Origin of the sequence: Levilactobacillus zymae DSM 19395, assembly GCF_001434115.1 — a bacterium.
GTDB lineage: Bacteria > Bacillota > Bacilli > Lactobacillales > Lactobacillaceae > Levilactobacillus > Levilactobacillus zymae.
Genome location: NZ_AZDW01000008.1, coordinates 1 through 20,842, shown reverse-complemented (window position 1 = coordinate 20,842; position 20,842 = coordinate 1). Strand labels below are relative to the sequence as shown.

Here is a 20,842-nt window from a genome sequence, read left to right as displayed (position 1 = left end):
TTTTCTTTTAGGGGCCGGACGCTTAAAATGAAACAACGAGTGCCGATTTCCGGCCACTAAATTTAAACTAGAGAGTTGTAAAATTTTAATGAATAAAAAAATTCTATCGGGAACCTTTTGGTTGTCCTTCGGGAGTATCATCTCGCGGGTGCTGGGCATCGTCTACCTGATCCCCTGGTTGTACATGATTGGCTCGCCCAGTCACCAGACCGCCGCGCAGGCCCTGTTCAACACGGCCTACACCCCCTACGCGCTGTTTATTTCCTTAGGGACCGCCGGGTTTCCCTCCGCCGTTGCACGCCGGGTCGCCTACTTCAACGGGAAGGCCGAGCCCCGCAACGCCAGACGCGTGGGTCAGATTGGCTTCGTGGTGATGCTCGCGTCCGGGATCATCTGCGGGATTCTCCTGTGGGTCCTGGCCCCGACCATCGCGCGGACCAGTCCCGTCAGTTCGGCGTCCAGCGCCATCTTGACGCTCCGCAGTCTGGTGCCGGCCATCGTCTTGATTCCCTCGATGAGCGTCTTACGGGGCTGGTTTCAGGGCAATTCCGACCTAAAACCGTACGGAGTTTCCCAGCTTTGGGAACAGTTCATCCGGGTCATCGCCATTCTGGTAGGGACCTACGTGATCATCGAGGTCCTGGGACGCGACTACAAAGAAGCCGTGGTCTTCAGTACCTTCGCCGCCTTCGTGGGGGCCGTCGCCAGTTACCTGTACCTCTTGCGGCGGTTACGCGGGTCCGGCGCCCCGGCCGACATCGCCGGGTCCGACCGGCAGTCGTCGACGCGCGACCTGTTTGGCATGATTCGGACCATCGTGTACGAATCGATTCCGTTCATCTTGGTGGGGTCCGCCATCTCGATTTGCCAGTTGGTCGATCAACTGTTTTTCAAACAAATCATGCAGGGCTTACTGCACCACTCGGCCAACGCCACGCAGTACGCCTACACCATCTTCTCGGCCAACCCGAACAAGATCACCACGGTGGTCGTGTCGCTAGCCATGGCGATTTCGGAAACCTCGTTACCCTTGATTTCCAGTAAAATCGCTCACGTGCAGGACAACATGACGGGGATTCAACGCGACATCGAGTCCAACTTGAACCTGTTGACCTTCTTCTTGTTACCGGCCGTCATCATGATTTGCGCGCTGTCCTACCCCATCTACGGCATCTTCTTTAACTTCGACGTGCTGGGGGGGCATTACCTGAGCTTCAACGTCCTGCAAAGTCTGTTGCTGGGGATGGGCGTCAACATTCTGACCGTGATGCAGGCCCTACGGATGAGCAAAAAAGCCTCCTGGTTATTGCTGATTGGGCTCGTGGTCAAACTCGTTCTCCAGTTCCCGTTAGTTTATTTCTTCCAGGGACTTGGGGCCATCCTGGCGACCAGCATCGCCTTTGGGGTCATCTTCTTCAGTGGGCTCCACGTGGTCCGCAAATACTACGGCGTCAACCTTCGGAGTCTGGGCCAGATCATCCTGGTCAACCTAGGGCTAGTGGTCGCCGTGCTGGTAATTGGAATCGTGCTGCACTTCATCTTCCCAATCACCAACCTGCACGGGAAGTTTACCGCCTTGGTTTTCTGCGCGGTCTTCGGGCTGATCTACCTGGCCATCTACCTGCTACTGGCCAACCAGTCCGGCTTGTCACAACGTTTGTTCCAACGCAAACTGGCGTACAAGTACTTCCGGTATAAACATTTTGAATAAATTACGTATAGTGCTAATTAATTTCTAGATAAATGATAAATAGGTTTCCAACACTTTTAGCATCTTACCCTTAACCGAATCTATCGCAACTAACACTAGCATAGTCAATCACGACAACCCCCCCTGCCAAAAATCTGGTAGGGGGGGTTGTCGTGATTACTTACTGGGTAAATATTAATCATTGGCTTAGATTCAATTTAGTAAAACCGTGCGTTATTGGAAAATCTTGTTCTCATATTACTTCTTCGTTGCAACGTAATCATGTGCTGCCTGCGCAGCCCAAAGAATATGTTCAACAGGTGTATCACGTTGAACCGTGCAATCAGCGCCAATAATAACCCCCTTAGTCCCCGCTTCATCAATAAGACGATAAACCTCAGATTGAATTTCCTTTCTTGTCCCCTTATACAAGATATCATCCTTAGTAATCCCAAGACCGCCAAAAACTACCTTGTCCTTGAATAACTTTTTACCTTCACCCAAAGTATAACCATCAACCCGCGTTGCCCAGTTAATTACTGGTAGATCATAATCAACAAACCAAGGAAGATGATTTGTTGCTTCACCAAAACCACAAACATGAAGAATCCCTATTTCATTCTGTGCATTGATTTCAGCAATTAATTCAGAATCAAGTTTCTTTTGAACAGTCTCAAAAAAGTCCTGACCAATTCTGTCATCCTGAATTTCTTGGGTACTAAACAGCACACCATCAATTCCTGCATCATGTTGCGCTCTAATTTGTTTCTTAATGTCACCATTGATAACTCGTAAAGCGTTTATTACAGTTTCAGGTTCTTTAGTGTAAAGATCTGCGAAAACAACATCACCCTGAGCCAAGTCAATTTCGGGTTTATCCGCCACCAACTTCCATTTAAATAATGTTACAGCTGAGAAAACATTACTAAATACCACAGCCGGGTTTGATAAACTTTTAATTTGTGCTGATATCAAATTTCCCTGATCTTTTAACCACACATCATCATCTGAAATAGGTTTAATTTTAGATAAGGATTTTAAATCTCTTGGATTATCCACGTTATTAAGCTGATATGTGAAGTACCCATCATTCATTAACTTAATAAAATCTGGATGTACTGCATCGACGAATTCCGATTCCCGACTTAAATCCGCAGCATACATCCCATTACTTGCAGTTGCTTCTACATGCTCGTTGGGCGTGAAGTGGTGCCAAACTGAAAACGGCACTTGCGTTTCAATTTGATTATTAAATGCTTTAAGTACTTCTGCTTTATTCATAATATCCTCCCATAAAAGTCACTTAATAGTTTTCTATTTTGTTGGATCCGTATTAAACGTTGAGTTAGCTCCCGGAAATTCAAATGTATTTTCGTAAAGATACTTTTTAGTAATCTTTCCGAGATATCCGTTATCTTTGAGCTTCTTTAATTCCTTGTTCAGTGCTTTAAGAAGCTTCTCGTTTTTATCACTCTTGTTTAATAAGAAATAACTATTTTCAAGACCAATTGACTTAGAAACCCTCAATTTAGTACCTTCGCTAGTGCTTGAAACTGGTTTATATGCAGCATAAGGATAAATTGCAACGTCATATTGGCCATTGGATACTTGTTTTAACGCATCACCAGCTGATTGATCACCAATCCCCTTTAGATTAATTTTGTATTTAGGATTTTTCTTATTGTAATCCTGAATAAACGCATACCGAGCATCATCAGTCGAAATTGGTGCTAACGTCAGTTTCTTAGTTGCAATGTCTTTAAGAGAGTTGGCAGTCTTACCGCCCTTCTTGGTTATTAGTCGGAGGTCATCCAGTCCGTTTGAAGTTGAATGCAGATAAGTATTGAAACGGTCTTTTGAATACCACCAATTTGAAACTGCCAAATCATACTTACCAGATTGCAACCCCACGAAAACTGAATTTTGCGCAGTTGTTGTCTGTTTAAACTTGTACTGCTTTAAGTCCTGATCAATGCGACCTAACAAAGCACCGTAATATCCACCAATTTTTCCGTTATCTGGATAAGTATATGGCCGATTATTATCCGGCCCAGCAACACTAATTGTTGTGACACTAGAATTAGAATTGGCCTTTGAAGAGTTATGCAGGGCTCCCGTTAAGATTAATATGATTACGGCAATAGCAATAACACCGTATACGATAATTCGCTTCTTAGATTTCATTTTGTAGCTTCCCTTCTAAACAAATTCTTGCGTGTGCGAAATACGCTTACGAGCAATAATTTCGAAAATCTGAAATAATTTTGCAAAAAACCAACAAATGAACACATAGATGATAAGCGCATCTAAGTACGTTTCAATATACTTAAAACCTAGTGACGACATAATATTTGCCTTAGCCATAATTTCAACAATCCCAATATTATAGACAATTGCCGTATCCTTAATTAAATCTAAAAATAGATTTGAAAAATTTGGAATTAAATTAGTAATTAATTGAGGAACCACAATTCTAGTCATAGCACGCGTAGGCTTCATTCCCACAGACACCGCAGCCTCATATTGCTGATAATCTACTGAGTGATACGCTGATCGGATACTCTCAGAAATATTGGCTGAAGCATTAAATGAATAAGCTAAGATAGCAATCAATATCACCGGCAACCCATTAGAATTCGTGTTAATGCCCATTCCTCTAAGAGCTACCAATAGCTGTGGCAATCCATAATACACAACATACAATTGAACAATTATTGGTGTCCCCCGAATAAACGAAACATAAATTGCCGCGATTGAATCAAGTACTTTAATTTTTCTCTCACGAATAATAACAATCAATATTGCTAAGATCAGTCCGATAAGAGTTGCAATGATTGACAACACGATAGTTGTAGGCGCAACCGATAATATTTTTGGAAATGAATTAATTGCAAATCTGAAGTCAAACATGTATTCACCTTCTAAACCGTTACATATTGATATTCTTTTTTAATACTTCTAAATACCCATTCAATCGCCAAAACAATCATCCAGTAGATTAGTGCCAGAACAACAAAAATTTCTAACTGATAAACTCCCTGATTCTGATTTGACAAGTCCGTAGCGGAACTATACATATCAACAAGCCCGATAACATAAACCAAAGACGTCGCTTTAACTAAACCAATTACTAGGTTTTCAATATTGGGTAGTGCAATAAGTACTGTCTGGGGCATGATAATTCTCCAGAAAGCATCGCTCGGATTCATACCTACGACTAAAGCTGCCTCATACTGCCCCTGATCAACAGATAGGTATGCAGAACGAAAGGCTTCCGAAAGATAACCACTCCACCCCACTGATAATCCCACAATACCAAAAAGTAACTTTGACCAATCGTTAATATTGATTCCGACTAATAAGAAAAGTTTCGGTAATCCATAATAAGCTAGTAGCAACATCAGTAATGGCGGCGTACCACGCACAAGTCCTAGATATAACCTAGAGATGTTGTAACAGACTGCACTGTTTCGTAAGGATAACCATGCAATCCCTAATCCAATAGCCGCTGCAAAAATGAAGGAAAATACCAACAATGTTAACGTAACTGGTAACCCTGAAAGTAAAGTTGTTATAATCCTGCTTAATTTCATAGTCATCCCTCCTTAAAATTTTTAGTAATCTTCAGCAATAGCCGATAAGAACTTCCGTGTTCGATCATTCTGGGGATGATCGAACACTTCCTCAGCATTTCCTTGTTCAATAATTTCTCCGTCTGCAAAAAATATTACTCGATCGGCAACATTTCTAGCAAAAGACATTTGATGAGTCACCACAATCATTGTTTGTCCTTTTTCAGCCAGCTGCTTCATATCCCGTAGCACTGTACCTACTAGTTCAGGATCCAAAGCCGACGTTGGCTCATCAAACAATACAATATCTGGATTTAGTACCGTGGCTCTTGCAATCCCTATCCGTTGTTGCTGACCGCCAGAGAGCTGAGAGGGATAGAAATCTTTTTTATCTATTAATCCAACTTGATTCAACGCCGCCTCTGCCAAACTTTCAGCCGTCTTTTTTTCCATATTTTGTCCAAAAATTAATCCTTCAGAAATGTTTTCTAAGGCTGTTTTATTTTTGAATAAATTATAGTTTTGAAAAACCATCGCCATATGCCTACGTGTCCATAAGATCTTTTCTTTGCTAGGCTTTGCCATATCAATCTGCTGATCTCGAAATTTCATCATGCCAGAATCAGCCGTTTCCAAAAAATTTATATTTCTTAGCAACGTTGTTTTACCCGAACCTGAAGGCCCAATTATCGCTACAACTTCTCCTTTTTCAATCGAGAGGTCAATTCCCTTTAGCACGTGATTGTTCTTTAATGTCTTTTTAATATTTTTGATATCCAATAACACATTCTCCACTCCTTTCGCCGTAGCTGTTGATCTCTCATAAATAAAAAAGCACTCTCGTCCTTGCGTTTAAACAAGGACGAAAGTGCATTCCGTGGTGCCACCTAATTTCACACTGATAACAGTGCCTTAAGGGTATCTAGTAACTAAATACCTGAAAAGATAACGGTCTCACCCGAATATTCAGCTATCCAACCGAATATTTCTTAATTCAAAGCTCATCTTCACTACCATCAACGGCTACCCACTCTCATCCTTCTTGTGGGCTCTCTGTCTAGCATATCCGTAGCTACTCTTCTTCTCAAAAGATTATAACTAAATTAATATAATGACATGAATTCTAATTTAATTGTAATCTTTTGTCAAGACTAAATTCAGGATTATCGTTGTTAAAAATCACACCTATTAGCACCAGCTTTGAACACTCTCCTCCGAACTTTTCATAAAAACAGTACTCTTGCTAGTAACAATCAAGAAGCTTACCATAGCTAGTTATTTATGCTCTTTTCCAAACAAAAACCCGCTCACCGCGGCAGCTAGCCGGTGAGCGGGGGTTTAAATTAGACGATTATTTAGCTAATTTGGCACCCTTGTTGACGTAGTACAGTGACCCAATCGTTCCCGAAACGGCCAATTTACCGTTCTTGTAGGTCAACTTGGTTACGGAAGCGTTCTTCAATGGCGCCCCGGTGTACTTCTTGGCCATGGTTGCCAGGTATTCGTTGATCGACATGCCTGAGCTGACCACTAAGACGTTACCGCCACCCTTTTTCTGGGTATTCTTGGCAATGGTCTTCAATTCCTTAGCCATCCGGGATTGGACTTGCTTGGAACTTTCGGCCCGGTCCGCCTTGGCCAACGTGGTCTTTTGGCTGTTTTGCTTATCTAAGGTGTAGTAAGCATCCTGCAGCTTGGTCCAGTAGCTCGCACCCTGCTTGGCCATCATTTCGTCGCCGTTCTTGTAACCGTAAACCCCAGCAATCAGGGCGTTGTCGGTGGCAATGCTGTCCCCTTCGAAACTGCCGTAACCGCCTTCACGCAGGTACTTGGAAATGTTGACTTTGACCTTGGCGTTGCCGGAGTACTTCAGCGCGTGCTTAGCCGTGACTTCTTGCCGCGTCAGGTTACCGGCGTAAGCGGCCTTAAAGGTCTTACCCTTCAGCCCGCGACCCAGGTTATTAGCGACGGCCAACCCGTTACTGGTCAGTGGAAAGTCGCTCCAGCCTTGGACTCGGCCCATCACGTTCCCCGTGGTTTCACCGTGCCGGGTCAGGTAAATGGTGACCGGCTTGGTCGTGGTCTTCTTCTTGGCTTGCGCGGTGGTGGAGCCCCCGGCTAAGGCCAGTGCGCCCGTTGCAATCGCAACGACGCTTAACGTCAATTTGAGTTGTTTAGTAAAGGTCATGAAAACGTCCTCCTAAAATATGTATAGCGATTTAGCTGCCGCTCACGCACCATCTCAGGGTCGGCAGCTTTTGCCGATGCCGAATTGTATGCGCTTACAGATATAGAATACCGCAGCGGCTTAACCTTGGCAATCCTAAATTTTTGGCGGGCTAACCGATTGGTGATCGTGAAATTGGTCTACCGGCGATTCGTCCGGTAACTGGGCACGAAAATAGGGAGAACCCGCATGGGGCACTCCCTACTCCCTAAATACTACCCTTTTCAAAAATTACTCTTTCACGGACACCTGTCTGAAAACTTAATCACCAGTTTAAATATTCATCTATTACCCTTTGTTGAAACGAATCCGGTTTAGTTGCTGTTATAACTCGTATAAGCTGGAGGGCCAGTTAGAAATGGGCTCAGGAGTGAAATTTGTGTTGGCCGGTGTTCTTTGCCGGCCTAGACAAAGGTCGGTCTTCAAGACTCGGTTTTGGAGGCTTGAAGCCGTGCCCACTCCGTTCCAGCCCGTTTCTGACTGGCCTGGAGGCGTTGAATCTTCTAAATTAGTCTTTTAAGACAGACTCTAGTCCAGAACAAACCGGTGCAGGGCCTCGGCCACCCCACACTCGTAGTCGTTTTGGGTCACGTATTGCGCGACCGCCTTGACCGCCGGCACCCCGTTGGCCACCACTACTGGTAGGCCCACGGTCTTGAGCATCGCTAAGTCGTTGACGTTGTCGCCCAACCCCATCACGTTTTCGATGGGGATGTTCAACTTACGGCACAGCGCCAACGTGGCCTGGCCCTTGTCCACCCCCAAATGGTTGACCTCCACGTAGATGCCCGACGACAACGAACAGTTGATCTGGTGGTCGAAGGTCGTTTCGATCTTCTGCCGCAGGGCTTCCTGAACTTGCGCGTCCGGGTGCATGGCGATCACCTTCATGATTTTCATGGTCTTGAACTGCGCAAAGTCCGCCCGGTCGGCTAATTCGTGGAAGGTCACGCCCCGCGTCTGCAGGTAGGCCCGGTCATCGGCGCGCGGCCGGTAGATGTAGAGCTGGTCGAGCGTGTAAATGTGCACGTCGGCGTCCGGGACGCTGGCCAACACGTCAAACGTCCGCAAGGCTTCGGCGTAGGGCATCTCGTTGGTCAACACCACCTGGTTGTCGCGGTTTTCAATCACGGCCGCCCCGTTATAGGACACCACATACTGGTCCGGTTGGTCGGCCAAGCCCAGGGTCCGCAACAACGGTTGGATCGACGTGAAGCTCCGGCCGGTGTTGGGCACGAAGATGACCCCCCGCGCCGCCGCGGCCTTGATAGCGGCCACGTTGGCATCAGACACGGTCCCGTCCGCGCGCAAGAGCGTTTCGTCGAGGTCACTGGTTACCATTTGAATCATGTCAGCACTTCCTTAAGCGTTTTCATCCAGTATGCCACACTTTGAAAGCTACGCCAAACCACGGCAGCAAAAAGACGACCCGCACCATTTTAGGTAGGGTCGTCCCCGTTAGTTTAACTGATGGCTACTAGTCGTTCGTCACCGCCACGGCCGTGTCGTGGTCGAGCGTCTGTAACTGGCCGTTGACGTTAAGCTGCAACATCGGGCCGTCCAGTAACTGGACCTTGGTGGTCTGGGCGCTTAACGCCACTTCCACCAGGCTTTCTCCCACGCGCATCCGGTAGGTCAACTGGTTGAGTTCCTTCGGCAGGTGGTTACTGATAAACGGCACTCCGTCCTTCAGGTAGAAACCGGAGAACCCGGCAATCAAGGCTAACCAGCTGCCCCCCAGGTTGGCGAGGTGCAAGCCATCGGCCGTGTTCTTCTGCAGATCGACCAGGTCCATCCGCGCAGTATCCATGAAGTAGCGGTAGGCCTTTTCGGGTTCGCCCATCCGGGCCGCCAGGATACTGAAGATCGACCGGGACAACGACGAATCGTGGGTCGTGACGCCCTCGTAGTACCGATATTCCCGTTTCAATTGATCCATCGCCAGGTCGGCCGGGAACAGGTAGTCGGCGAGTAGCGTGTCGGCCTGCTTGGCAATCTGGTACCGGTAAATCGTTAATGGGTGGTAGTGCAGCAACAATGGCAAATGATCTGGCGTCATCCGGTCGCTAGGCCAGCGCGGCTTGCTCAAGAAACTATCGTCTTGGGCGTTGATCTGCTGGTCGTTACTGTACGGCAGGTAGACGTGATCGGCCAGTTGCTGGTAGTGTTCCAAGTCCGCCGGTTTCACCCCGTAAGCCGCCAACCGGTTAGGGTCGCGTTCCGCCAGTTTACGCGCCAGATAGCCGACCAATTCGAAATTGTGCTTGGCCATCCGGTTGGTGTAGTAGTTGTTATTGACCAGCGCCGTGTATTCGTCGGGACCGGTCACGGTCAGAAATTCGAAGCGCGTCTGGTCGCCAACTTGGTGCCAGGTTCCAAAGTCCGCCCAGAACTTCGCGGTCTCTAAGATGATTTCGAAACCGCATTGTTCGATGAAGTCCAGGTCGCCGGTCGTTTCGTAGTATTTACCCACCGCGTAGGCAATGTCGGCGTCGATGTGGTACTGCGCCGTGCCGGCCGGGAAGAAGGCCGAGGCCTCCTCACCGTTGATGGTTCGCCAAGCGAACAACGCCCCGTGTTCGACGCCCAGTTGCCGGGCACGCTGCTTCGCCTGCGGCAGGATCTGGTAACGGTAAAGCAGTAGCTCGCGGGCCATCTGGGGATTCGTTGCCGTGAAATAGGGCAACATATACATTTCCGTGTCCCAGAAGTAATGGCCCTCGTAACCCGAACCGCTCAACCCCTTGGCCGGGATGGCCGTTCGCCCGTCGCGGCCCGCGGACTGGTTGAGCTGGAAGAGATTGTAATGAATCGCGAGATCCAGTTCGGGGTGCCCGTCGACCGTGACCTCACTTTGCGCCCAGATTTTTTCCCAGAAACTCTGACTATCAACTTCCAGGGTCTTGAACGCGTGGTCCATGGTCGGAATGATCGGGTCGATGGTGTTGTTAGCACTGACGTTGCCCACGTAGGCCTGATACGACAGCGTGTGGGGCTGGTCGTCACTCAAATCTACACGATACTTCAACAGGGTGCCGCCCTGAGGTTCCGTCATCCCCAGATACATGGTCACGGCTTGCCCGGAGTGTCTGGTCTTGATCTGATAGCGCTGAATATCCGGCGACGGAAAGTCCGTCTGACAATCCGGAATCCCCGCCATCCGGGTCTTCCGCGGGTCGGCCGAGGCGATACTTTCGGCCTCCGCGGGGACCGCGATGGACTTGCTGATCACCAGGGGGCCGTGGTAGTTATCGGCCATCAGCGTGTAGCTGACGCCCCAGTAGTTGCGTTGATTTTGCCCCATCACGGACTTGACCGTCAGCTGAATGGTCTCCCCTTGCTGGGACGTGACCTGGTACTGCTCCGTCAGCATGCCCGTTTGTAAATCCAGCTTGGCCGCGGTGCGTTGGCTGGTCGTGAACGGGTGGCCGCTCACGGTCATGATGGTCAGGTGGCGCAGATCCGGCAGGTTCAGAATCGTCTGACTCTGCTTCGCGTAGCCCACCGCACCTTCACCGTAAACGATTGGTGCGACCTCGTAAAACCCGTTGATCAGCGTTCCCGTGATGGGATTGCCACTGATGGGGTCGTTGGCCCGCACCCCGAAATGGCCGTTAGCCAGCGAAAAGATGGTTTCTAAATATTCCGGCTTTTCGTTCGCCACGTCCTTTAACGTTAATTGATAATCCCGTGTGATCACCGTAAATCCCCCCAAATCCAAGTTTGTTTTAAACCAATTTTGCCGCCATTTCAAGGGCGTCTTGCACCGCCGGTACGTTACCGGTAAAGTTCAGAAAGGCGTGACTCATCCCGCCATACCGGATATAGTGGGCATCCCCGTTGGCCAGGCCGACCTGCTTGATGAAGGCCTCCGCCTGTAACCGGAAGGGATCGAATTCCCCGATTAAAACCGTGGTGCGTTTAAACGACTGGGGATCCGCTAATAGCGGCGATAGGAGTGGCGCGGTCAGATCCAGCGCCTGCCCGTCAACGTAGTAGTTGGTCATAATCGTATCGAGCTGTTCAAATAATTGGTAGAAGCGGTGCATGGCCGGCCGCTGTTCCGGGACAATATCAATGGTCCGGTCGTCCCAGAGTTTACCATGGTGGTCGGACCCTTGGATCAACGTGGGATAGAATAACAGGTGACTGTCAATCGTGCAAATCCCCATCGACCGGCAAAGCTGACTCACGGCCAGGGCGATGGACGCCCCCGCCGAATCTCCGCTTAACGAAATCTCCCGGTAATCGGGCTTTAAGGCCGCCACCACGGCTAGGCCGTCTAGAATCCCAGCCGGATAGGGTTGTTCGGGGGCTAACGCGTAATCCACGTTATACACCACGCACTGTGATTGTTCGGCCAAGTAGCGCATCGCGACCAGCACGTCTTCGGGGGTTCCCCCGTAATACGCCCCGCCGTGAAAGTACAGGATGGCCTTGTCGGCGTTCAAATGGTCCATCCGGGCCACTCGAATCGCGCGGACCCGGCGATTCATCGCCACGATCTGTCGCATCTCGACCTTCATCTCGTGGGTGGTCAGATCCACCTGTCCAGAAGTTTCGGTCCCCTGCCGTAAGCTAAACAGGTCGCTATCCAGATGCGGATTCTCCGGCAAATCGGCGACCGTTTCCCAGACCAGCGGTTCGTACGTGTGCAGGTCTTGTCCCGCCCGATCCTTGAGCCAACTCGTCACACCATTTTCCTGAGACGTCTGCGCCAGTAAGCGTAAGCGGGCCAACTCCTTGGTATAATCCGTTGACCGTTCCGTTGTCGTATCATTTAACATGACGATTTCCTCCCCCTATTGATTTCGCCAAAAGTCATCGAGTTGCCAGCGACGATCCAGCCAAGCCATTTCGTCGCCAAACCAGGTCGCGATATCTGGCTGAATGAACGCCGCGCCAAACGCCGGGTCGTCTTCCCGAAAGCGTTTGGGAAACGCGGTCATGCCCCGAGCTAAACTCAGGCCGTGTAAGCCATGATCGTAGATGGTCGCGCGGACCGAGACCCCCGCTCGGGTCAACGCCTGTAGATAAGTTAACGTATTGGCCACGGGCACCAGTTCATCGGTCTGCGTGGTCCAGATAAAGGTGGGCGGGTTCTGTGCCGTGACGACTTGGTCGGCTTCGTGGGCCGGCCAATCACCCGCTACCGCCCGGGCTAATTTCGGGTCGGTCGGCCACCCCAGCCGTAACCCAATCAGCGGGTAGGCCAGGGCTAAGGCGTTGACGCGCAACTCAGCCGTGGGACAACCCACCTGATACGCCAGGTCGTCCGTGATCCACAGCCCCGCATACAGCGCGCCCAGATACCCACCGGCGGAAAATCCCGCCAAAACGATGTGTTCTGGCGAGATTCGATATTCCGCAGCGTGGTGGCGAAAATGCTGCACCACCAAGCCGATTTGCCACAGCGCCGTGGGTAAGACCGGCCCCTGGTCAACCAGACGGTAGTGCACCACCACCGCCGCGAAGCCTTGGGCCGCATAGGCTAACGCGACCGGTTCTTCTTCGCGTTGTGACCGAAAGGTGAAGCCCCCACCGGGTAAGATAATCGCCAGCGGACGCGTCACGTCCTGGTGAAAATCCGCAATGGCCGTGGGTTGGTAAAGGGTGATTTGAACGGTGAGGCGGCCCTGACCCAAAGTTTTCGTGGTGACTTGCATGGGCCTAATCCTCCGTTTCTAAGTCGTCCTTAGCCTTATCTTTAGCGTTAGTGTCGGCGGCCTGGTCCTTAGTTGCCGCTACCGTTGGCGTAGTTGGATCACCGGACGCTGCTGGCGTGGTGGTATCCGTTGCTTGGTCCTTAAGCGCTTCCACTTTAGCGGCAGCTGCGCGAACGGCCGAAGCGACTTCCTTTTCGTTTAACTTGTAGAATTGCAGGATGACCACGATGCCTAATGCCAAGATGACCGGTAACCAGATAAAGCTGGTGCTGATGGCCGTGACCGCCTTGGCGCCTTGAACCTTAGCGTCGGCGTTAAAGCCACCCCAGGACAGAATCCAGCCGGCTAACGCGCCGCCCAGGCCCATCCCTAACTTCGCCCCCACCATTGGGACGGAAGACAGGATGCCGGGTTCATCAATGTGCATTTCGGACCGGGAGTATTCGACCGTATCCGCAATCATCACGAAGGAGATGGAGAAAGCCGCCCCCATCGCAATCGTGGCCACGACCGTCCCGATAAACAGGAAGGTTACCCCCATTGGCATCAGCGCTTCCCCGATGGCAAAGGTCGTCAGTGACACGATCATCACGTTCCGGTGTTTCATGAACTTACTGAGCAGGGGCACGGCCAGGTTCCCCAAGACGGCCACGATGATCAAGCCGTTGAAGGCCCCCACCAGGTCGGCCCGCCGGTAAACGTAGGTCAGGTAATAAACGGCCGTTTGCATCCGGATCACCCAGAAGGTCTGCAATAGGATAAAGCAGATACTCAAGATGACCCACGGCTTGTTCTTAATGGCCCCTTTTAACGAGTCCTTCACGGAAAGGTGGCTTTGCAGCTGGATGCCCTCCGCCTCGGCCTCTTCGACCGGTAGTTCGTCGTTTTCGTGTAGGTTCAGGAAGGCCACCGTGAATAGCGCCATGATGACCAGCCCGATAATCACGGCCCAGATCGACCACCCTAGCTGACTGTTACCGCCGCCTAATTTAGCGACCATCGGTAAGGAGATGGCTCCAATCACGGCCGTCCCGATGTTGGTCATCACCATCCGAGCACTGGCCAGATTCGTCCGTTCGTCCGGATCGTTCGTCAAGGCCGGTAAAATTGCCGTGATTGGCGTGTTGGCCCCGGAATAGACTAAACTAAACAGCGTGTAGACGATGGAAATCCAGGTCAGTTGGAAGACCTTGCTGCCCCCAAAGGACGGGTTAAAGAACAGCAGCATGGTCAACAGACCCAACGGAATCCCGAACCAGAGGAAGTACGGCCGCGATTTCCCGTACTTGGAGTGGGTGTGGTCGATCAGATACCCGAAGAACAACCCGTCAAAGGCATCGATCACCCGTACCACCAGGAACAACGTCCCCACGAAAGCGGGCGAGATCTTTAAAACCGTGGTGTAGTAGAACAGTAAGTAGAGTCCAACAATTTGCCAAATTAGGTTTCCGGCCATATCGGTGGCCCCATAGGAAACCCGCTGCTTCCATAAATGCCAATTTTTCATGATGAAACCTCCCCAATTAGTGCAAACCCAGATTATAACTCTTTATTTGTAATCGCTTTCATGAGTAAAGCATACCCACTTCGGCTGATTTGTGTAATCCCTTTATTTCACCACCCACTTACCATTTCTAACATTGCCTTAAATTTAACCGATGACTAGTTATGCCGCAAACCTTTCGTCTTTGTCCCGGCCTTAATGGTTAATAGCCGAACCAACTGCGGGACTAAGGTTTGCCCCGGAAGTACTGGCTTAACGTCCCGGATGCGAGCCGGCACCGGTAGTCACGATGTGCGTGAACGGACCGGTAGTTCGTAACGTTAATAACCTGCCTAACTAGACCGTTTACCGGTTAATTACTAATCCCGAGCGATACAAAAAAACGTTACCCGTAAAGCGGTAACGTTTCTGGTAAATCCTAGTTGAATGTTCTACCGAATGGCCCCGTGGTAGGCAAACTGGTCCGTGGTGGGGGCCTGCAAGAAGGTCTTTGCCTGGTCGCGGTCCTGGAGAACGGCCACCGCCGATTTCGCCAGCATCACGTTGAAGGTCTCGCCGTCCTTCAGCGTTTCGGCGTAGTAGGCCACCGGAATCTCGCGGCCAAAGGCCATTCCCGTTTCCCAAATGGTCCCGGTATCGTAGTCGTCCACCACGGCCAAGACCAGTTGGGCCGTCTTCAGGTGTTCCGTGTTATCGGCGAAGACCGCGTCCCGGTCGGCGTCGGTCGCGTCCGGCGTCAAGTCGATACCGTCCAACCGCGGTGAATAGTAGCTGATCTGTAACTCGTCCATCAGGGTCTCCAGTTGGGCTAAACGTTCCGGTTCCCCGGCGCTGAACCACGGACCGGCTAAGTAGACTTGTGGGTGTTGCGCGTTAACTCGGGTCATGCTTAAACACTCTCCTTCTCTGGTTAAGTCGAGTGTAGCGAACTCGCTACCGCCTGGCCAGCCCCAAAATCAGGACATTGGAAATTGACGGTGGCCAAACCGCGCTGGCGTGAGATGGCTTGGTTTTCCCCGACTTTCCGGGTAGACTAAGGGTAACTTATAGGAAGAAAGTTGGGGACGTTTATGGCAAATTACATTCAAGAGATTCGCGCGTTGGTGGGTCACAAACCCATTATTCTCAACGCAGCGGGCGGCATCCTGCTCAACGACCGCCAGCAGGTTTTATTGAACCTCCGCACGGATACGCACAACTGGAGCCTCCCCGGGGGCTACCTGGAATACGGCGAGACCTACGCTCAGGCCATGGTCCGCGAATACAAGGAAGATAGCGGCATCGACGTCAAAATCGTCCGGTCACTAGGCGTCTTCGACAAGGGCGAGACCCGCTACCCTAACGGTGACGTGACCCAGGTGATCTGCCAGCTCTACCTGGTCGCGGCCGTGGGTGGGCACACCTTAGACCAGGCCACCGACGAGACCCTGGACCTGCAATACTTTGATTTCGACCAACTCCCCCCACTGCTCAACGACCAAACGGCCGAGATGTTGGCCGCCGCTAAGCAACAGCTCGTCTAAAACTCCTTTCAGCATCGACGACCACGTCTGCGGTCGCCGATTTTTTTGTGCCGTCCGTGAACCATCGGCGTCACCACCAACCTCCTCAAAAGACCGTCGTTTAGCGGTTAAGCCGGGGCTAGTGTCACGATGTGTCCGTCAAACTCGTCCATCCAACCTTTAGGCTTTAGCGTATAATAAAATCAGATTTCCGTTATTGATGATTGGACCTTTAATCCCTAAATCTGATTGTCAATTGACCAATCACACTATTCCATTAAAAAATTATGTGTCTTGATAAGGAGTGTCTTTCATGCAAACTTGCCCCCACTGCCACCAACCCGTGCGAGCCGATAGCCGCTACTGTGAACATTGCGGGTACGACCTGCAGGCTCGCCGGCACGTGCAATCTCCCCACCGGCCCCACCGCTCTCGCTGGTTCTCGCGCATCCTCATCGGTCTCCTGGGGCTCGCCCTGCTGGCCGTTTTGGGGTTTGCGGGCGTCTTTTACCACCGTCAAGCGGGCCGAACCAAGCAAATCACGACCATCACCGCCACCATCACGGACGATCAACCCGCCGATTTCGCCCGCAACCTGATCAGCGACGACCCCAGTCTGAAATTGACCAGTGACACGGTCCAGCCCCTGTTGACTTACGTTCGTACGCACCCGAGTTACGTCAAAACCATGCGCCACGACCTGGTCACTAACGGCACCACTCGCGACCAGACGTTTCAAGTCGTGACCAGCGGCCATGCTTTCGGGATCTTCCCCCGCTATAAGTTACGGGTCACCACCATGCATCCCCGACTACAGACTAACGTGGCCAACGCGACGATCCTCGCCAACGGGGCACCGGTCATCACGGCTAAGAACCGGCACTTCACCTACACGGCCGGCCCCTTTTTCCCCGGGCACTACGTCTTTAAACTGACCGGTGCCCGCCGCACCAAACGAACGGCCGTCAATCTCGTCGCCCAAAACGACCGCCACCGCGATATCGACCTGACCACCCAGACGGCGGCCGCGGCCACCACGGATTCGACCACTACCGCGTCAACGGCTGCTTCATCCACCACGCCCACACCCCGGACGACCGGATCGCACAGCCAAACGGGACAGGACGCCGCTAGTTTTTCTGGGCGGGACGCGGACGCCATCGCCGCGGTCAACGACCAGTACAATTTCGACGATAGCGACGAGACCTACACGGTCCACGAAGCCCATCCCGACGTCCTCGAAGTCCGGGCCTATGACTGGGTCACCGACGACCCCGATGGCGTCTACCGTTACGATACGATCCACGACATCGTCAGCAGCTATAATCCCCAGACCGGGAAGTTTGAAACCCCGGACGATTAATCTAGAAAGGAAGTTTCACGTGAAACAAGTTACCCAACGCATCTGCCCGCAGTGCGGTTACGCCAACGGGACCACCGCTAATTTCTGTCTGCAATGTGGGGCCGCCCTCACCGCCGCCAACGATTTTCAGGTCGTCCCCCACGGCACCGACCTGTCCTTTCCCGTGACCGGATTGGACCTGACCACCGCCGAGCGCGCCCAACTGCACTGCCTGATCATCACCATGAGCCCCACCATCCCCACGGGTTACCAAAGTGCGGGGCCCATCTTCGTTGAAAGTGCCGTGGCCCCGCAAGCTAGTCAGCTGGCGGCCTGGGAGGACCTGATGACGCACCTTTACGCCCTGTTATTGACCCGGCACTATCTGGGCGCCGTCCATCTCCAGATTCAACCGCAAGCCGCCGATTCTAGTCAACTTTGTTTATACGGTGAGGCGCTCACCGCCGCACCCCAACCTTAATTTGGAGGCATCACACTCATGTTTATGCACCAGACCCCTTACTTTTCCCCCGCGACCGACCAAGCAGGCGGCCACCCGACACGCTTCTGTCCCCACTGTGGGCACCCCGTCTCGGCGACCGACGCCTTTTGCCAAAACTGTGGCTATAACTTAAAGACCGAGCAGGCGGCTGCCGACCAGGTCGCCCAAGATCAGGCTCCGAAACCGAAAGCGCCCGCACCGGCCCCCCAACCCCGTCGACCCCACCGGCCGTGGACCAAGCGCCGGAAGCTTCTCTGGGGCCTGGGCGGTGTCGTGGCGGTCGCCCTCATCGCCGGTATCGCGTGGGGACAGCACTACTACTCTAAGGAAGCCACCCTGAACCGGGCCATTGCCGATATTCGTAGCGGCCGTCACCTCACCCGCGAGCTGACCAGCAGTAGTACCGACCTTAAATTGACCACGACTAACCTCATCCCCCTTAACCGCTATTACCGCGCTCACTCGCGGGCCCTCAACCAGCTACAGGCGCAGCTGCTAAGCAGTGGGAGTAGTCAAGACGGCAACTTCACCTACCGGGAGACCGGCCGCCACTGGTTACTCTTTCCCAAGTACCAGATCAGCGTCAGCCCGGTCTACCCGACCGTCACCACGAACCACCGGGGCACCGTCATCTCGCTCGACCATCAAACGGTGGCCACGGCGACCAGCAACGATTACCGCAAGAAGCTGACTGCCCTAGTCCCCGGGGAATATCACCTGCAGGCCAGCGGTAAGGTGGGTAGTCACCAGCTTACCAATAGTAGCGATTACCACATCACCCGTAACCAGGCCTACGACTTAGACCTGACCACCGTGAGCGTCACCGTCAACACCGCCAGCGGGTCCGCTATCCTGCTGAACGGCAAGAAGATCGGGACGGCTGACGGCAACGGCACCTACGTACTCAAAGACGAACCTTGGTCGGACAACATGACGTTAAGTGCCCAGTACGTCTCGTCGGCCGGAACGGCAAAAACCCGTAGCGTGACGGTGGCCAAACACGACAATGGCACCACCGTGAACCTCGACTATCCCGACCTGATCGACAGCGGTACCGCCGACGACTTCTTCAGCGACCTGTTCACGGCGGTCCAGAACTTGGCCGATAACGGCGACATGGGCGACGCCACCGATGACGACGGCGATCCCATGAGCGACTTCTTCGAAAACGGGGAGAGCAACGCCGATTTCGCCGAGCTCAAGCAAATGGCCAAGGGCTACTACCATGACGACCACCTCGACGCCATCGGGATGGACACCGACGTCAAGAGTGTCGCGCCCGGTCCCAACGGCACGAGTCTGGTCACCTACACGGTCAAATACGACTTTGGCCTCACGGACGAAGACTACGACCACATCCAGACTTTCCAATACACCGCAACGGTGAAGGATTCTAGCAGCAATGACGACACCTCGCAGATCAATCAGGTCGTCAAGATTTCTCCCGCCCAAAAGCTCAACGACTACCACGACGATGATGACTAATCCGATCGGTAGTTGTCCGGTCAACGGATTCAATCACCCGGTTTAACGACCACTAGCGGACCACCACAATTTTTGTGATGGTCCGCTAGTTTTTTAAACGCACTTCAATCGATTGTTTCAAGTTATTCCGGGACCGACTGGTGAAAGCCCAGCACCCGGGTGGGAAAGGTCTGCTGCCCCGCCGAATAGTTGCCGGTCTGGACTAGCTGACCGCCCTGGCGGGTATAGAACCGCAGGGCCACCGCATTGGTCGCCAGACAATCGACGGTCCAGGCCGACCAGTCGGCGATTCGCGCCTGCCACAACTGATACCCCACGCCCCGTTGTTGTTGCGCGGGATCGACGTACAACCCGTAAACCTCCTGGGGATACGGTGCGCCCAGCGTTTCGTGGTGGCGCTGCGGCCCGCCCGCAATGAACCCCACGATCACCCCGTGGTCTTCGGCGACCAAGACCCCGTCTGCCTGATACCGCTGCTGCCAAAGTTTCTGACGTTGGGCCAAACTCTGCTGGGCCACCACCGCGCGGGGCAGTTTTCCCGCGTAGGCGACCCGCCAGCTGGTCACGTGGATGCGCGCAATTTCCGCCACGTCCTGTGCCGTTGCTTCCCGAATTTCCATCTGGATTCCCACCTTTCTTGTCGTGCCTAGTCTACCTGCTCCGGCGGGCCAAGAGAAGTGTTTAGCCTTAACTTTTTCGTCCCGCACCCGGTGGTTCGTGGTATTCTAGGAATCAAATAGGTTATTTAGGGAGGTTTCATTTATGAGTTTAAAATACGTTAAGCGCGCTACTCACGAGCAATTACCCGCCATCATGGCCATCATCGATAACGCCAAAGCCATGCTAAAGGCCGACGGGAGTCCCCAGTGGCAGGATGGCTATCCCGACGAGGCCACGCTGCGCCGCGACATCGCCGCACAGAACTGCTGGGTCCTGATTGTCGACGGGCAAGTCGCCGGTACCGCCACCACCATCGTGGCCGACGACGCGAACTATCACGACATCACCGGCGGCCACTGGGAAAACACGGTCGACCCCTACATGACGATTCACCGGATCGCGATTGGCCCCGACTTTGCCGGTCAACACCTCAGCTCCCTGTTTCTCTCCAACCTGGTCAGCCAGTACTACCAGCAGGGAATTCGCAACTTCCGTATCGACACCCACGCCATGAACCAGCGGATGCAGGGCTTAGCCACTAGTTTCGGCTACCAACACCGCGGTAAGGTCTACGTGGACGAACCCGCCGAAAACCACGAGGATAACGCCCGGCTAGCCTACGAATTAAATCTATAGACTGAAACTTGAAAGCTAATAATCACGCCAAAGGCGTGTGGTTATTGGCTTTTTTG

19 protein-coding genes are annotated in these 20,842 nt (G+C 52.2%); 6 read left to right on the top strand and 13 right to left on the bottom strand.

Annotation, left to right across the window (positions count from 1 at the left end):
• Nucleotides 1-88: 88 nt before the first annotated feature.
• Nucleotides 89-1,711 (top strand): putative polysaccharide biosynthesis protein, encoded by a 1,623-nt coding sequence (locus tag FD38_RS01405; protein ID WP_057730475.1) that lies wholly within the window; start codon nucleotides 89-91, stop codon nucleotides 1,709-1,711.
• Between the two features lie 237 nt (nucleotides 1,712-1,948).
• Here the strand turns inward: FD38_RS01405 and FD38_RS01400 are convergent, their stop codons facing one another.
• From FD38_RS01400 to FD38_RS01345, 12 genes are all read right to left on the bottom strand, one after another.
• Nucleotides 1,949-2,971, bottom strand: coding sequence for a uroporphyrinogen decarboxylase family protein (locus tag FD38_RS01400; protein WP_225430799.1), 1,023 nt, complete (start codon nucleotides 2,969-2,971; stop codon nucleotides 1,949-1,951).
• A 33-nt stretch (nucleotides 2,972-3,004) separates the two neighbouring features.
• Entirely contained in the window at nucleotides 3,005-3,874 is an 870-nt protein-coding gene (locus FD38_RS01395; RefSeq protein ID WP_057730472.1) for a transporter substrate-binding domain-containing protein, read from the bottom strand.
• 15 nt (nucleotides 3,875-3,889) lie between these two features.
• Nucleotides 3,890-4,600 carry an amino acid ABC transporter permease gene (locus tag FD38_RS01390; protein WP_057730470.1) on the bottom strand — a complete coding sequence of 237 codons (711 nt, stop codon included), beginning with the start codon at nucleotides 4,598-4,600 and terminating at the stop codon, nucleotides 3,890-3,892.
• An 11-nt stretch (nucleotides 4,601-4,611) separates the two neighbouring features.
• Nucleotides 4,612-5,283: an amino acid ABC transporter permease gene (locus FD38_RS01385; RefSeq protein WP_057730468.1), complete on the bottom strand. Its 672-nt coding sequence runs from the start codon at nucleotides 5,281-5,283 to the stop codon at nucleotides 4,612-4,614.
• A gap of 21 nt (nucleotides 5,284-5,304) precedes the next feature.
• Nucleotides 5,305-6,048 (bottom strand): amino acid ABC transporter ATP-binding protein, encoded by a 744-nt coding sequence (locus FD38_RS01380; protein WP_057730466.1) that lies wholly within the window; start codon nucleotides 6,046-6,048, stop codon nucleotides 5,305-5,307.
• 565 nt (nucleotides 6,049-6,613) lie between these two features.
• Nucleotides 6,614-7,450 (bottom strand): histidine phosphatase family protein, encoded by an 837-nt coding sequence (locus FD38_RS01375; RefSeq protein ID WP_057730464.1) that lies wholly within the window; start codon nucleotides 7,448-7,450, stop codon nucleotides 6,614-6,616.
• Nucleotides 7,451-8,017: 567 nt separating this feature from the next.
• The gene (locus FD38_RS01370) at nucleotides 8,018-8,839 is read right to left on the bottom strand and encodes a Cof-type HAD-IIB family hydrolase (protein ID WP_057730462.1); all 822 of its coding nucleotides are present in this window, start codon (nucleotides 8,837-8,839) and stop codon (nucleotides 8,018-8,020) included.
• 127 nt (nucleotides 8,840-8,966) lie between these two features.
• Nucleotides 8,967-11,189 carry a glycoside hydrolase family 65 protein gene (locus tag FD38_RS01365; RefSeq protein ID WP_057730460.1) on the bottom strand — a complete coding sequence of 741 codons (2,223 nt, stop codon included), beginning with the start codon at nucleotides 11,187-11,189 and terminating at the stop codon, nucleotides 8,967-8,969.
• 28 nt (nucleotides 11,190-11,217) lie between these two features.
• Complete coding sequence (locus tag FD38_RS01360; RefSeq protein ID WP_057730459.1) at nucleotides 11,218-12,276, bottom strand: alpha/beta hydrolase fold domain-containing protein; 1,059 nt, start codon at nucleotides 12,274-12,276, stop codon at nucleotides 11,218-11,220.
• A gap of 15 nt (nucleotides 12,277-12,291) precedes the next feature.
• Nucleotides 12,292-13,155, bottom strand: coding sequence for an alpha/beta hydrolase (locus tag FD38_RS01355; protein WP_057730457.1), 864 nt, complete (start codon nucleotides 13,153-13,155; stop codon nucleotides 12,292-12,294).
• A gap of 4 nt (nucleotides 13,156-13,159) precedes the next feature.
• A complete protein-coding gene (locus FD38_RS01350) occupies nucleotides 13,160-14,662 on the bottom strand; it encodes an MFS transporter (RefSeq protein ID WP_083485240.1) in 1,503 nt (500 codons plus the stop codon).
• 428 nt (nucleotides 14,663-15,090) lie between these two features.
• The gene (locus tag FD38_RS01345) at nucleotides 15,091-15,546 is read right to left on the bottom strand and encodes a nucleoside 2-deoxyribosyltransferase (RefSeq protein WP_057730455.1); all 456 of its coding nucleotides are present in this window, start codon (nucleotides 15,544-15,546) and stop codon (nucleotides 15,091-15,093) included.
• A gap of 183 nt (nucleotides 15,547-15,729) precedes the next feature.
• Between FD38_RS01345 and FD38_RS01340 the strand changes: the two genes are divergently transcribed.
• The 4 genes from FD38_RS01340 (at nucleotide 15,730) to FD38_RS01325 (ending at nucleotide 19,490) form a co-directional block, all read left to right on the top strand.
• Nucleotides 15,730-16,182 carry an NUDIX hydrolase gene (locus FD38_RS01340; RefSeq protein ID WP_057730453.1) on the top strand — a complete coding sequence of 151 codons (453 nt, stop codon included), beginning with the start codon at nucleotides 15,730-15,732 and terminating at the stop codon, nucleotides 16,180-16,182.
• A gap of 292 nt (nucleotides 16,183-16,474) precedes the next feature.
• Nucleotides 16,475-17,524, top strand: a complete 1,050-nt coding sequence (locus FD38_RS01335) for a TcaA second domain-containing protein (protein ID WP_057730451.1) — start codon at nucleotides 16,475-16,477, stop codon at nucleotides 17,522-17,524.
• Between the two features lie 19 nt (nucleotides 17,525-17,543).
• Entirely contained in the window at nucleotides 17,544-17,984 is a 441-nt protein-coding gene (locus tag FD38_RS01330; protein ID WP_057730450.1) for a zinc ribbon domain-containing protein, read from the top strand.
• Nucleotides 17,985-18,002: 18 nt separating this feature from the next.
• A complete protein-coding gene (locus tag FD38_RS01325) occupies nucleotides 18,003-19,490 on the top strand; it encodes a zinc ribbon domain-containing protein (protein WP_057730448.1) in 1,488 nt (495 codons plus the stop codon).
• Nucleotides 19,491-19,612: 122 nt separating this feature from the next.
• On the opposite strand, the gene FD38_RS01320 is transcribed toward FD38_RS01325, so the two are convergent.
• Nucleotides 19,613-20,110 carry a GNAT family N-acetyltransferase gene (locus FD38_RS01320; RefSeq protein WP_057730446.1) on the bottom strand — a complete coding sequence of 166 codons (498 nt, stop codon included), beginning with the start codon at nucleotides 20,108-20,110 and terminating at the stop codon, nucleotides 19,613-19,615.
• Nucleotides 20,111-20,252: 142 nt separating this feature from the next.
• Between FD38_RS01320 and FD38_RS01315 the strand changes: the two genes are divergently transcribed.
• Nucleotides 20,253-20,786: a GNAT family N-acetyltransferase gene (locus tag FD38_RS01315; RefSeq protein ID WP_057730444.1), complete on the top strand. Its 534-nt coding sequence runs from the start codon at nucleotides 20,253-20,255 to the stop codon at nucleotides 20,784-20,786.
• Nucleotides 20,787-20,842: the final 56 nt, after the last annotated feature.